The organism is Pseudofrankia asymbiotica, assembly GCF_001983105.1.
Taxonomy (GTDB): domain Bacteria; phylum Actinomycetota; class Actinomycetes; order Frankiales; family Frankiaceae; genus Pseudofrankia; species Pseudofrankia asymbiotica.
Map to the genome: position 1 here is coordinate 46,230 of NZ_MOMC01000007.1, position 13,403 is coordinate 59,632.

The 13,403-nt window shown below is 72.3% G+C and carries 9 protein-coding genes; 4 read left to right on the forward strand and 5 right to left on the reverse strand.

Features of this window, described 5'->3' with window-relative positions; all coding sequences use genetic code 11:
- Nucleotides 1–593 precede the first annotated feature (593 nt).
- From BL253_RS02660 to BL253_RS02670, 3 genes are all read left to right on the forward strand, one after another.
- A complete protein-coding gene (locus BL253_RS02660; protein ID WP_076813370.1) occupies nt 594–2,426 on the forward strand; it encodes a PP2C family protein-serine/threonine phosphatase in 1,833 nt (610 codons plus the stop codon).
- A 74-nt stretch (nt 2,427–2,500) separates the two neighbouring features.
- Complete coding sequence (locus BL253_RS02665; protein WP_076813286.1) at nt 2,501–3,256, forward strand: DUF4230 domain-containing protein; 756 nt, start codon at nt 2,501–2,503, stop codon at nt 3,254–3,256.
- A gap of 161 nt (nt 3,257–3,417) precedes the next feature.
- Nucleotides 3,418–4,323: a crotonase/enoyl-CoA hydratase family protein gene (locus tag BL253_RS02670; protein ID WP_081437924.1), complete on the forward strand. Its 906-nt coding sequence runs from the start codon at nt 3,418–3,420 to the stop codon at nt 4,321–4,323.
- An 88-nt stretch (nt 4,324–4,411) separates the two neighbouring features.
- Here BL253_RS02670 and BL253_RS02675 read toward each other — a convergent pair whose 3' ends face one another.
- From BL253_RS02675 to BL253_RS02685, 3 genes are all read right to left on the reverse strand, one after another.
- On the reverse strand, nt 4,412–5,359 hold the full coding sequence (locus tag BL253_RS02675; protein WP_076813287.1) for an exodeoxyribonuclease III: 948 nt from the start codon (nt 5,357–5,359) through the stop codon (nt 4,412–4,414).
- A gap of 205 nt (nt 5,360–5,564) precedes the next feature.
- On the reverse strand, nt 5,565–6,746 hold the full coding sequence (locus tag BL253_RS02680) for a ferritin-like domain-containing protein (RefSeq protein ID WP_076813372.1): 1,182 nt from the start codon (nt 6,744–6,746) through the stop codon (nt 5,565–5,567).
- A 452-nt stretch (nt 6,747–7,198) separates the two neighbouring features.
- Nucleotides 7,199–9,961, reverse strand: coding sequence for an ATP-binding cassette domain-containing protein (locus tag BL253_RS02685; protein WP_076813289.1), 2,763 nt, complete (start codon nt 9,959–9,961; stop codon nt 7,199–7,201).
- A gap of 531 nt (nt 9,962–10,492) precedes the next feature.
- Between BL253_RS02685 and BL253_RS02690 the strand changes: the two genes are divergently transcribed.
- Nucleotides 10,493–10,972: an Hsp20/alpha crystallin family protein gene (locus BL253_RS02690; protein WP_076813291.1), complete on the forward strand. Its 480-nt coding sequence runs from the start codon at nt 10,493–10,495 to the stop codon at nt 10,970–10,972.
- 55 nt (nt 10,973–11,027) lie between these two features.
- Here BL253_RS02690 and BL253_RS02695 read toward each other — a convergent pair whose 3' ends face one another.
- Together BL253_RS02695 and BL253_RS02700 are read right to left on the reverse strand one after the other, a co-directional pair.
- A complete protein-coding gene (locus tag BL253_RS02695; RefSeq protein ID WP_198946134.1) occupies nt 11,028–11,906 on the reverse strand; it encodes a TetR/AcrR family transcriptional regulator in 879 nt (292 codons plus the stop codon).
- Between the two features lie 387 nt (nt 11,907–12,293).
- Entirely contained in the window at nt 12,294–13,397 is a 1,104-nt protein-coding gene (locus BL253_RS02700; protein WP_081437926.1) for an NAD-dependent epimerase/dehydratase family protein, read from the reverse strand.
- Nucleotides 13,398–13,403: the final 6 nt, after the last annotated feature.

The following is a 13,403-nucleotide window of genomic DNA, read 5'->3' on the forward strand; positions in this document are numbered from 1 at the left end:
TTCCTCCCGCAAGGCAGATCACGGCTGTGCGCGCGAGGTATCCGTCACGTAACGGCGCGTGCGTCCTCCGCAGGAATACCCGCTCCGGTGTTGCCCGTACCGGCCTGGCACCTCGGCCCCGGTCCCGGGCGGGGCGGCTGCCCGGCGTCGGTCTGCCTGGCACTGAGACGGACGCATACCACGCGGTGACCGCGCGTCACCAGTGCCGACCGGCCATGTCCGCTTCCGAGCCGCTGGGCGACAATGGCCCACAATGTGTAGTCCCGGAGGGAGGTGCTCCGGTTCCATCCGCCACCAGCTCCGACACGCCGGGTCGCGCGATGCCGGGAACCTCCGCGGACAGCTGGGCCGGCGGCTCCTGCGGTTCGCCCATCCCGTCAGGTCCGCCTGGCCCGACGCGGACGGATCGGGCGAGCGAGGTTGGCGGGCAGGCGCGCGAACGGGCGGATGAGAGCACGAGCGGAGAGAGCCGCCCGGGCGGCGGCGGATGGCGGCCACCCGTGACGGAAGATCCCAGTGGGACGACGTCGGGTCAGAGGTCGGGTCAGAGGAGCGCCGGGTGACGTCGGCGCCGTGGATGCCAGGGAGTGATCGTGGGCGGATCGGCGGGGCTGCGCCACGGCATCCGCGTGCTGGTCGGGCTCACCGTCGTCGCGGTCATCGCGACGATGATCCTCGCCGTCTACTCGTCGGTCCGGGCGAACGACGCCGCGGCGGAGCGCGCGAACCGGCTCGACCCGGCCGCGACCGTCACCGCCCAGCTCTACACGGCGTTCGTCGACCAGCGCAGCGCGCTGCGCGGCTATCTCATCTCCGACGGCGCGAACGACCAGCTGCTTGACCCCTTTCGCGACGCCGAGAAGAACATCCCCCTCCTGACCGTCCGGCTGCGCGGCCTGGTCACCGACTTCCCCGACCTGCTCACCCGGGTTGACTCACTGAGCCGCAGCTACCAGACCTGGCGGGACGGCGTCGTCCAGTCGGAGCTCGACGAGGCGGGCGGCGGCAACGCCCTGGCCGCGCAGCTCCTCGAGATCAGCGACGTCAGCYTGGAGCGTTTCCGGGACCTGCGCGCGGCCTCCGAAGGCCTCACGAAGGCGATCGCGGACGAGCAGTCCGCGGCGACCGGCCGGGTGAAGAACTCGGCGGACCTGCTGCTCACCTCGGTCGGCACCGTCGTCGCCGTGCTGCTGGCGATGTCGCTGCTCATGCTCGTCCTGTCCCGGCGCTGGCTCATTCTCCCGATCAACGAGCTGCGCCGGGCGGTGAACGCCGTCGCCGCCGGTCGCCACGACACCACGATCCCCGCAGTCGGCCCCCGCGAGATCGTCGACCTCGCGGGCAACGTCGAGGCGATGCGCGCCCAGCTGGTGAGCCTGGTCCGTCAGAACGAGCGCTCCTGGGAGGCACTCGCCCAGGAGGGGCCTGCGGTGATGGCGCTGCGGGACGCCCTGACCCCGTCGTCGCTGCGCGACACGGCGGGGCTGGAGCTGCTGGGCAGGGTCGACCCGGCCGAGGGCGCGCTCGCGGGCGACTGGTTCGACGCCATCGAGATGCCCGACGGCCGGGTCGCGATCGTCGTCGGCGATGTCGCCGGGCACGGCGCCGCCTCCGGCGTCTTCGCGCTGCGGCTCAAGCAGCTGCTCACCGCGTCACTGTCGCGCGGCTCCGAGCCCGCGACGGCTGTGCAGTGGGTGGTCGAGGCGCTCGGCGACACCGACGAGACGTTCGCGACCGTGCTGATCGCGCTCATCGACCCGTGGGATGGCGAGATCATCTACGCCAACGCGGGCCACCCGGACGCGCTCGTGCTGCGCGCGGGCAGGACCACCGCGGCCGGTGCCGGCGCCCGGACGCGCGCCCGCGCCGCCGCCGGCTATCGGCCGGGTTATGTGGGCGGGCGTGGCGACCTCGACGACTTCGACGAGATGGAGGACCTCGACGACCTGGACGGGCTCGAGGGCCTCGACGAGCTCGACAACCTGGACGACGAGGACGGCCTCGGCGACGTCAACGACCTTGTCGGGCTCGACCGTCTCGATGATCTCGACGACCCGGAGGGCCTGGACCGGCTGACCGGGATGGGTCTGGTGGAGCCGCTGGCGTCGACCGGGCCGCTGATGTCCAGCCTCGTCGCCGAGCCGGGGGCCTGGCGCACCGGTCGGCTTCGCCTGCGCCAGGGCGACGTTCTGTTCGTCTACACCGATGGCCTCGTCGAGGCGCGCGACGACAGCGGCCGGCTGTTCGGCCGCCACCGGCTCGTCGGCGAGCTGGTCCGCGTCTCCGGACGCTCGCCCGACCGGCTGCTCGACGACGTGTTCGCCGCCGTGCGCAGCCACGCGCCCGGCCGCCCCAGCGACGACCGCACCGCCATCGCCCTGTCGCTGAGTCCGGCCGCGCCGGGAGGCCGCCGCGCCCGGGTGTAGCACCCTGGTCTCGTTTTTTGTCCTGTGGACGACGAACCTGCGTGATGGCAGGGTTTCTGGGTAGATCCCTGACCATGAGCGACGAGTCCGGTCGGTCGACCTCGCAGGCGACCGACACACTGCCTCCCACCACCCCCGACGGAGCCACCGCGTCCCGCCGCGGTGGCAGGAGCGCGCGGCTGCCCTCCTTCGGCGGCCTACTCAAGCTTGTGGCGTTGGTGGTCACGCTGGTGGTCCTCGCCAGCGTGGTCAGCTTCGTCGCCGGCTGGCCGTCGTTGATCCACAACCCCTTCAGTGAGAAGAAGGTCGATCGCAGCTCCCCGCCGGTGCTGCGATCGCTGGAGAACATCAGCCAGTACCACGCGGCGAGTGCCCATATGGAGGTGGTCGTCGATGTCGAGGACGACACGAAGTGGATCCCGTCCTCGCTCAAGGGCGAGCGGGTGCTCTTCGTCGGCGTCGGTACCGTCGACTCGATAGTCGACTTCACCGGGCTTGACGCGAAGCGGGTCACCGTCGACGAGGCGACCAAGGCGGTGACGATCCGGCTGCCRGCGCCGACGATCGGCAAGGCGAACCTCGACCCCCAGAAGAGCTACGTCGTCGCCCGGCAGCGCGGCGCGCTCGACCGGATCGGGGGCCTGTTCGGCGGCCAGAGCACCGATCAGGACCTCTACGTCAGGGCGACCACGCAGATGCAGGCCGCCGCGGCCACCGACGGCCAGGTCCTCGCGCTGGGCAAGTCGAACACGACGGCCATGCTGAAGGGCCTGCTCGGCGCGTTGGGTTACACCAACGTCACCGTCACCTACGAGGAGGACAAGAAGTGAGGTAGGGCGGAACGCTCCACCTCGACCCGGGCCCGGGCGCGCGCGACGCGTCCGGGCCCGCGCGCGTCAGGCGCCGGGTATGCGACGGTAGGCGGCGGGCCGGGGACCGCCAGGACACTCCCGGGGCACAGGACACTCCCGGGGACAGTGGAGGCGCCGCTATGACGACGACGGACCACGGCGCGGCCAGCGGCCAGGCGGGGCCGGCCACGGAGCTGGTCGACTATGGCCTCTCGCCGGAGCTCAGGGCGCTGCGGGTCCAGCGCCGCGGCGACGGCGGGCGGGTCGTCCAGGTGACGATGCTCGGCCCGGGCAAGGGCAACGCGATGGGGCCGGACTTCTTCCGCGAGCTCCCGGAGGTCTTCGCGGCGCTGGACGGGGATGACTCGGTGCGCGCCGTCGTCATCGCCGGCTCCGGCGCGCACTTCTGCTACGGCCTGGACCTGACCGCGATGCTCGGCGGGCTCACCGCGGGCGGCGCGGACGACGGCGGCCTCGCCGGGGCCCGCACGGCGATGCTCGAGAAGGTCCGCTCCCTGCAGCGCGCTCTCGACGCCGTGGCCGGATGCCGCAAGCCGGTCGCCGCGGCCATCTCGGGCTGGTGCATCGGCGGTGGCGTCGACCTCGCCGCCGCCTGCGACGTCCGCTACGCGAGCGCCGACGCCCGGTTCAGCGTCCGGGAGGTGAAGGTGGCGATCGTCGCCGACCTCGGCAGCCTCCAGCGGCTCCCGGCGATCATCGGCGACGGCCACCTGCGCGAGCTGGCGCTGACCGGCAAGGACATCGACGCCCAGCGCGCCGAGAAGATCGGCCTGGTCAACGACGTCCTGCCCGACCAGGCCGCGACGCTCGCCGCCGCGCACGCCTTCGCGGACGAGGCCGCCGCGAATCCGCCGCTCGTCGTCCAGGGAGTCAAGGAGATCCTCGACGTGGCCCGCGGCCCGGCGGTGGCCGCCGGGCTGCGCTACGTCGCGGCGTGGAACGCGGCCTTCCTGCCGTCCCACGACCTGAACGAGGCCGTCACCGCGTTCGTCGAGCGCCGCCCACCTCGCTACCAGGGCCGCTGATCCCACCGCGACCGTTCGGTGCCGGGCGGCGGGCCCGGGCGGCGGGCGGCTCTCCTCGTCGCCTCGTCCCTCCAGCCGCCTCGCGGCGCTACTCGGTCGAGGCGGGCGGCTTGGGAGTGGGAGTGGCGGGTGGCCTCGGCGCGGAGGTGCGGCGGATCGTGGCGGCGGCGCGGCCGCGCTGCGCGCCGCCGCCCGACGAGCCCTTGGCCGAGGGCGGCGGGACCATCGGGCCGACGTCGCCGTCCGGGGCGGTGTCGAGGTCGACGACGACCGGGGCGTGGTCGGAGGTGCCGGTGCCCTTGCGGGCCGCCCGGTCGACCCAGACGGCGGCGACCCGTTTCGCGACGTCGGCGCTCGCCAGCGTCAGGTCGATGCGCATGCCCATGTTCTTCGGGAAGCACAGCGCCCGGTAGTCCCAGTAGGTGTAGACCACGTCGTCCGGCCAGCGGGTTCGCAGCACGTCGACCAGGCCGGTCTCGGTGACCGCCCGCAGCGCGGCTCGCTCCGGCTCCGTGACGTGGGTGGCGCCGACGAAGTCGGCGGGATCCCACACGTCGGCGTCGGTGGGGGCGATGTTGAAGTCGCCGCAGGCCATGATCGGCTGGTGTGGCGCCGCGGCGGCGAGCACGCCGCGCAGCGCGGCGAGCCACTCGAGCTTGTAGGCGTAGTGCGGGTCCTCGGGTGTACGGCCGTTGGGGATGTAGAGCGACCAGACCCGGATGCCGCCGCAGGTCGCGGCGACGGCCCGCGGCTCGTGCGTGCCCGCGGGGAAGCCCGGGTCGCCGGCCAGGCCGCGCTCGACGTCGTCGAGGCCCTCCCGGGACAGCAGCGCCACCCCGTTCCAACGGCCGTCGCCGTGGTGGGCGTAGCGGTAGCCCCGGCGGAAGAGGTCCTCGTCGAAGGCCTCGGCGAACGACTGGTCGTCGAGCTTGGTCTCCTGGAGGCACACCACGTCGGGCTGGGCACGGTCGAGCCATTCGATCAGCCGTGCCTGCCGGGCCTTGGCCGAGTTGATGTTCCACGTCGCGATCCGCACATCGAAGACGTTAGTCCCCTCGTCCGACAAGCCACGTGATCCTCCTGCCCCTGCCGCCGGCGGGCGAGGCGGGGACAGGAGGGGGCTCGTCAGCCCCGCCCGGGACCGCCGGCCCGGCTGTCAGCCGGGCCGGCGATCGTCAGAGGCAGGCCGTCAGAGGCAGGCCGTCAGGGGCGGATCGTCAGGTCAGGTCGGCCGGCGGGCGTCAGGAGGCGGCGCTTCTGGGGGCGGCCGGCAGAGCGTCGGCCACCTCGGCGGGAGTGGCCGTGCTGTCGGCGGCGGCGATCGTGGCGGCGACCTCGGSCCGGCGGCCGGCGAGCTCGGACCGCTCCCGCGCGGCGGCGTGCCCGCGCTCGTGGTCGAGATCCTCGGCGACGCGCTCGTCCGCGGCCATCATCGCGCCGAGGTCGACGTTCACCATGTCCAGGACACCGAGCTTCGTGTAGGCGTCCCGAATCGTCGGGCCCCACAGGCCGATGTCCCGCATGCATGGCACGATCCGGCTGAACAGCAGCGTCTGGAAGGACCGGAAGTAGTCGGAGTTCTTCACCAGCTCGGTGCTCTCAGCGAGATTCAGCCYGACGTTCTCCCAGACCTCGGCGCCGTTGAGCCGCTCGTACATCAGGAAACAGCCCTCGGCGGCGAACTCCTCCCGCTCCCCGCGCTCGGCGTCGGAGAGCTCCCGGTAGTAGTCGCGCAGCGCGAGCCGGCCGAACGCGACGTGGCGGGCCTCGTCCTGCATGACGTACGCCAGAATCTGCTTGGGCAGGGGAAGTGGCGTCATGTCGCGCAGCAGGCCGAACGCGGCCAGCGCCAGCCCCTCGATGAGCACCTGCATGCCCAGGTAGGGGATATCCCAGCGGCTGTCGGACAGGGTCTGGTCGAGCAGCAGCTTCAGATGCTCGTTGATCGGGTAGATCAGGCTGAGCTTCTCGTGCAGGAAACGCGAGTAGACCTCGACGTGACGGGACTCGTCGATGGTCTGCGTCGTCGCGTAGAACTTCGCGTCCATGTCCGGGACCGACTCGACGATCCGGGCACTGCAGACCATCGCGCCCTGTTCGCCGTGCAGGAACTGGCTGAACTGCCAGGAGGCCAGATGATGGCGCAGCTCGTCCCGGTTCGCGTCCGACATCTTGTCCCATGCCGGGGTGCCGTAGATCGCGATCGCCTCGTCGGGCAGCCCGAGCGGCCGGCCATAGGGGACCTGGAGCGACCAGTCGATCCGGGTGCCCGCGTCCCACTGCTTGTCCTTGCCCTTCTGGTAAAGGGCGAGGAGCCGTTCGCGGCCCTCGTCGTACTCCCAGCTGAACCGGGCCGCCCCGGAAGCCGGGACGTTCCAGGTCTCGCGTTCGACGGGCTCGACGTACCGCGGGTAGGTGGACATGACGTTCAGCCCCCTCTCCCGGCCCACCGGCCCATCGGTCCCGCGGGGCGATGGGGCGAGGGGCGGAGGACGGATCGGTCTGGTGCGGCCGCGCCCGGGCGGGACGCGGCGCCGCGTGGTCGCGCTGGCAGCGGTCGGCCCTGGCGGCGGCCTCCGGCAGTCAAGGGACGGTCAGGCAGTCAGCACCCCTGATCGTGCCAAACCCGACGGCCTGAGACACCCCCGGCGACCAACTTTGTTACCCGCGGGTCACTTCGGCGGGGCGAGCGTCCAGGCGGATCACGCCTTGGCGCGCGACAGCGCGAACTCGTCCGTCTGGGCCCGCGCCGGCACGAGCTTCCGGGCGTCCGGCCGCCGCCCCGGCCCGGCCTACGATCCACGGGGCTCTGGGCGCCAGCCACCGCCACCGGTACCCGGGCGGCGCGGTACCGACGGCTCAGGCCACGGTCAGCTCAGCGGCCCGAAGGGCCCCAGGAGCCTTGGCCGGGGGCGGGCGGGTACTGGGCGCCGGGCTGCTGGGGTGACCACGGGATGGCACCGCTCGGTGGCCCCGCGGGCGGGTAGCCGGCGCCGGCGGGAGCGCCGTGGCCGGGGGTGCCCGGTGCCGGTGCGCCGGCGGGGCCGTAGGCGGCCACCGCGCTGGCGGCGACGCCGGCGGCGGCCGGGCGACCGACCTTGGGCTCGATGCGGCGCAGCGTGACCGAGGTCAGGTAGAGCAGGATGACGCCGAGCGCCAGGGCCACGGCGATGTCGAGTGCCCAGGTGCCCGCGGTGTGGTTCCAGAGGGTGTCGCGGGGCGCGGTGCCGATCCGCTCGTCGCCGAGCTTGCCGGCGTTGTTGAGGTCGTCGGTCGAGGCGAGCGCGGCGAAGGCCCAGCGGGCCGGGGCGAGCCAGCTGACCTGCTGCAGCCCGACCCCGTCCGACACGGTGATCAGGCCGCCGGAGAGCACCAGCTGCGCCATCGTGATCAGGACCAGGAACGGCATCGTCTTGTCGGCGTTGTCGACCAGGGTCGAGACGAGCAGGCCGATCATCATGGACACGAGCGCGGCGATGACGATCGCGATGAGGCACTCCAGCAGCGGAGAACCGATGACCACCGCCTCTTCTGGGGTGCGCCCGACGAGGCCGATCAGCGTGAAGATGATGCACTGCAGYGTCGTGATGCCGGTCAGAATGATGATCTTCGAGCCGAGGTAGGCCGGTCTGGACAGGCCTATGGTGCGTTCTCGGCGGTAGATATCCCGTTCTTTGACAATTTCACGGACCGAGTTGGCCATGCCCATGAAACAGGCACACAGGATCAGCACGACGAGGACCTTCGTCGCGTCCCCGTTCGGCCGGCCGTTCGCCAGCACTCCCAGCCCGTTCGGCGCCGGAATGACCCGGGGGATGATTCCCAGGAAGACGGGGAACGCGGCGATCAGGCGTAGGTACGACTTGTCCGCCAGGATGACCTTCAGATACCGGCGGGTCAGCGTCGACAGCTGCTTGGGCACGGACTGCTGGCGGATGCTCGGCAGTGCCGGCGGCGCCGTGCGCACCGACGGCGCGACCATGGCCGACGGCACGTAGTACTCGGAGTCGCGGAACCGGGCCGCCATCTGCTCGCCCGGGGTCGCCTCAAGCTCCCGGAAGACGTCGACGAAGTCCTTGAAGTCCCGCTTGCCGAAGTAGGTCAGCGCCCCGTCCGGCGGGCCGAAGTAGGCGATGAAACCGCCGGGCGACAGCACCAGGACGTAGTCGCACCGGTCGAGGAACAGGACGCTGTGGGTGACGACGATGCAGGTGCGGCCCTGCTCGTCGGCGGAGCCCGCGCCGCCGCCCTTGGCCAGCGTCCTCAGCGTGTCCATCACGGCCTGGTCGTTGGCGGGGTCGAGGCCCGAGGTCGGCTCGTCGAGGAACAGCAGCGACGGGCGGGTCAACAGCTCCAGCGCGACGCTCGTGCGCTTCTTCTGGCCACCGGACAGACGCGAGACCGGCGTGTCGGCGTGCTGGGTGAGACCCAGCTCGCCGATCACCTCCTGGACCCGGGAGCGCCGCTCGTCCTTGGTCGTGTCCGCGGGGAACCGCAGCTCGGCGCCGTACTCCAGCGCCTGGCGGACGGTCAGCTGCGCGTGCAGCGGGTCCGCCTGCGGCACATAGCCGATCCGGCGGCGCAGCTCGTCGTACTCGTCGTACAGGTCACGGCCCGCGTAGCGGACGGTGCCGGCGTCGGCCGGTCGGAAGCCGGTGAGCGCGTTGAGCAGCGTCGACTTGCCCGCGCCGGACGGGCCGACGACGCCGAGCAGCGAGCGGGCCGGCAGCCGGAACGTCATGTCGTGCATCAGCTGCTTGGTGCCGGCCCAGACGTTGAGGCTTGTCGCCTCGAACGCGACGTCACCCGAGTCGCGGTACTCGACGAGTGTCGCGCCGTCGAGCTGGTACAGGTGGTGGCCGATCGCGATCACGTCGCGCTGCCCGACGGGCGCGCGCTGCACGCGCTGGCCGTTGACGAACGTGCCGTTCGCCGACTCGAGGTCGACGACCTCGGCGCCGCCGCCGGGGTGCAGGAACAGGTCGGCGTGGTGACGGGAGGCGAGCAGGTCCGGGACCGACACGTCGTTGTCCCGGGACCGGCCGAGCCGGATCCGGCCGCCGGAGATCGGATGGACCTTGCGCGCGGCCGGCACCGACGGGTTCGCGGTGGTCGCGGGGTCGATCGTGCCGGTCCGCGCCCCGGGCGCCGGCTGGCCGGCCAGGACGGGCAGGAGCTGCGGGGTGGGCGGTATCTGGGGGCCGGGCTGGGCTGGCTGAGGGGGCTGGGCCGCGCGCGGGGCGGGGGGAGTGGCGGCGGCCGGCCGTGGCGCCCTCGCCGGTGTGGCGCGAGCCGGCGGGGTCACTGCCCTGGGCGCCGGTGTCGCGGGCGCGTCGGCGGGGACGGCGGTGATGACGACCTCCGGGCCGTCCACTCCGCCCAGCCGGATCCTCGCCACCTCGCCGGCCCGAAGCTCCACCTCGGTGATGCGGCGGCCGTCCTGCCAGATCCCGTTGGCGCTCTGGTCGACGACCCGCCAGCCGGACGCCGACGGCGCGAGCAGCACGTGCTGGCGCGACACCTTGCTGTCGCTGATCGCGATGGTCGAGGACCGGGCCCTGCCGATCACCGCGGAGTCCGGACCGGTGAGCAGCACCTCTCCCGTCGATGTCGTCACCCGAAGTGCGGTGCTGACCACCCCGTCCCCCTCCGCTGTACCGCTCGTCTACTCGTCAATGTCTGGGCACCGCGATGCGGGCGCCCGGTCGCGTGATGATCACGCTGCCTGAGCGCCGCGCCATCGCCGTCCCGGCCATCCCCCATGAACCGGCAAGCACGAATCTGGTCCGCGCGTTTCGGTCCTACGTTGACAAGCACGCTAGTGCGCCCAGGTACCGCACGGAACGGGCGGGTCCTTACAGCTGTGTCGAATTTCCGACGGGACATGCATCGAAACGCAGTGGGTAGGCAAAGCATTACGGACTGGTATCCGCGGCTGGTCCGACTCGGCCCTGCGGGACGTGGCCTGGCGGGGAGTGCCCCGGCGGAAGCTGGCTGTCAGTGCCCCGCCTGGCAGGGTCTGGTCGTCACCGGCCCGCGGCGAGCGGCCGCGGGCGCTGGCCGAATCGCCGATGGATCCCCGTCACGCGTCGGTTCACGGTCCCGACCCCGCGGCGTCATTAGACCTGAAACCACCTTAATCGGCATCAAAGTTCTGAGGAGGCTCCAAATGGCACTTCCCGTGCGTAGCGGCGACGTCCGCCCGATGCTGTCGAAGTGGGACCCGTTCCGGGAGATTGAAGACGCCTGGACGAAGATGGGCAGCCTCCTCGGCGACGTGGTCGGTGGTGGGGCGCCCGAGGGTCGCACCTTCAGCACGCTGGCCAACATGATCACCCCGGTTGACATCGAGGAGACCGATGACGGGTTCATCGTCGAGATCGATCTTCCTGGCGTCTCGAAGAGCAACGTCACCATCGACCTTCAGGACAACGAGCTGATCGTCGGTGGCGTCATCGAGGAGCGGGAGCGCACTGGCAAGCTGCGCCGTCAGGCACGCCGCACCGGCTCTTTCGAGCACCGCATAGCGCTGCCCGGCGACATCGACCCCGAGTCGGTCCACGCCTCCCTGAGCGACGGCGTCCTGACCATTCGCTGCGTCAAGCAGCGTGCCACCCACCCGCGCCGGATCGAGATCGACGCCGCCTGACCCACGCGGCGCGCGGGACGGCCCCACGGCCCCACAGGTTCGCCGGGTGCCGCGGCTAGATCACCCGGGGGACCTTGGGGCCGGTGACGCCCCAGAAGACGAGGCGGATCATCGCCTGGCGCAGGTCGGCGACGTGGATCTCCCACGCCTCGAAGCCGGGCTGATGGGCGGCGACGTGCGCGAGCATCGAGACGAGCGCGCCGGCCATCGCCATCGGCTCGACCTCGGCGCTGCGCCCGGCGCGGGTCTGTGCCTCCTCGACCGCGCCCGCGAGTGCCCTCGTGATCGCGTTGAGCATGCGTACACGGGCGCGGCGGAACCGCTGGTCGCCCTCCTCGGTGAGCAGGTCGACGACCCGAAGCACCGGCTGGTGCGCCTGCCAGAACGTCAGGAACCCGTCGACGAGCGACTCCGCGCTGTGCCAGCCGGCGGCACCCCGCCACGGCCTGGCGCCGACGAGGTCCGACAGGTGGGAGCCCTGGTCGGCGACCTGCTCGGCGAGCGCGAGCATCGCCGTCTCCATGTCGACGAAGTACTGGTAGAAGGTCGCCGGCGAGGTGCCCGCCTCACGCGCGACGTCGGTGACCGTCAGCTCCCGGTACGGGGTCGTCTCCAGCATCGCCGCGGCGCAGTCCAGCAGGCGGGCCCTGGTGGCGAGACCTCGGCGGCCCGGTACCCGGCCGTCCGCCGCCCGCGGTGCCGCGGCGGCCGAGCTCGCGGCGCCGGCCAGGCTCGCCTCGGCCGCGGCGTCCGCCTCGGGCGGCGCGCCCACCTGGTCCGTGTCGCCCTGGCCGTTGCCCGCGTCGGCGCCGACCGCGAGCCGCGCGCTGGCGCCCGCCGTCGCCGCCCGGCCGCGGCCTCGAGGGCTCTGGCGGGGGGATGCCTTGGCGGGCTTGGCGGTCTTGTCAAGGGCGGGGGCGTCGGCTGGAGACACGGGGTAAGCGTAAGACGACGACCCGACGGGGCGTCAGAAGCAGGCCATGTGACCATCTTCACCGACCGTGGCCACGGCTTGGCCGCGGTCGGCGGCCAGTTCGGCCCAAGCCCTCGGTCTCCGCGCACTCTGCCTGCGTGGTGGCCCATCCATCAGGGCGAAACGTGCTTGTCCGGGCGGTCCGGGCGTCGAGGGCCGGCAGGAAGTGGAACTCCGGCCTGACGCCCGATCAGGTGGCGGGAACCCCGTGGCCGTGTCGTTCCGCTTCCTGCGGTCTCGTTCCTTTCCGTCCCTGTCCGCGTCCGGGCGTCTTCTCCGGTCCCCTCACTTTCATGATCGGACTTACCTGGCGCGCTCCGGTGGCACCGCCCGCGTTCGGCGTGCCGGCTAGGCGGGGGTCCGGGCGTCGGCGGCGACGCGCAGCAGCTGAGGATGCCGGGCGGTGACCATGGCGCGCACGCCTTCGCGCCACGGGACCTCCGCACGGCCGACCCGCTCGTGCAGCGTCGCCAGGTCCATGACGACGCTGCCCAGAGTCGCCTTCGTGTACTCGAACGTCGCCGGGATGCCGGTGAGCGCCGTGAGCTCGGCGCACCACTCCTGGACGCTGGGCGTCTCGGGCCCGGCCCAGTTGAGGACCGTCGCCGGCACGTCCGCCACCGCCAGCAGGCCGGGGATCATGGCCGCGATGTCGTCGTCGTGCAGCAGCTGGTAGCGGGTGGGGGTCGCGTCCGCCTCGCTCTCGCCGTAGACGGGCACGGCCATTCCGGCGGCCATCATCTGCAGGTGGTAGTCAGGCAGGCCGCCGGCCGTCGGGCCGTAGGGAACGTTGAGCCGCGCGATCGTCGTCGGCAGGGCGAAGCGGCGGGCCGCGTACCGTGCCGCGCTCTCGGCGGCGATCTTGCAGACGCTGTAGGTGTGCAGGAACGGCCAGACGGCGTGGCTGTCGCCGAGAGCGTGGTCCTCCGCCAGCACGCCGTCGTGGTCGGGCGCGTAGACCGCGCCCGAGCTGCAGTGCAGGAACGCCCGCGCGATCCCGGCGTAGCGCTCGGCGAGCGCCAGGGTCCCGCCGACGTTGCCGTCCAGGTCGACGGTCCAGCGGTTGCTCTTGACGACCCCGAAGTGCAGGACGAACTCGACCCGCTCTGGCAGCTGGGACAGCTCGCCGGTGACAAGGTCGGCCGGGGTGGCGCGCACCCCGGCCGCGGTCAGCTCCTCGCGCAGCGTCGCGTCCTTGAACCGGGCGGCGCCGTAGACCGTGTTGTTCCTGGCGAGCGCGACCGCGAGCGGGTGGGCGACCTGACCGGTCACGCCGGTGACGAGGAGCGTCCGGTCGACCAGGTCGATCGGTCCCCGCCGGCCCGCAACGCCCTTCGACGCCTCGGGGTACTCGTCGGCGTCGCCCGCGCCGGCCGGCGGGCCCGCGGCCGTGGCGCCGGCTAGTTGATCATAGCTGGTGCCACCGGACGGCGCCTCGGCGGTGTCGGACATCGGGTG

What these genes read in the sequence shown, in the direction of transcription:
- BL253_RS02670 (WP_081437924.1), top strand. Translation starts at nt 3,418, where the DNA reads ATGACGACGACGGACCACGGCGCGGCCAGCGGCCAGGCGGGGCCGGCC.
- BL253_RS02690 (WP_076813291.1), top strand. Translation starts at nt 10,493, where the DNA reads ATGGCACTTCCCGTGCGTAGCGGCGACGTCCGCCCGATGCTGTCGAAG.
- BL253_RS02700 (WP_081437926.1), bottom strand. Translation starts at nt 13,397, where the DNA reads ATGTCCGACACCGCCGAGGCGCCGTCCGGTGGCACCAGCTATGATCAA.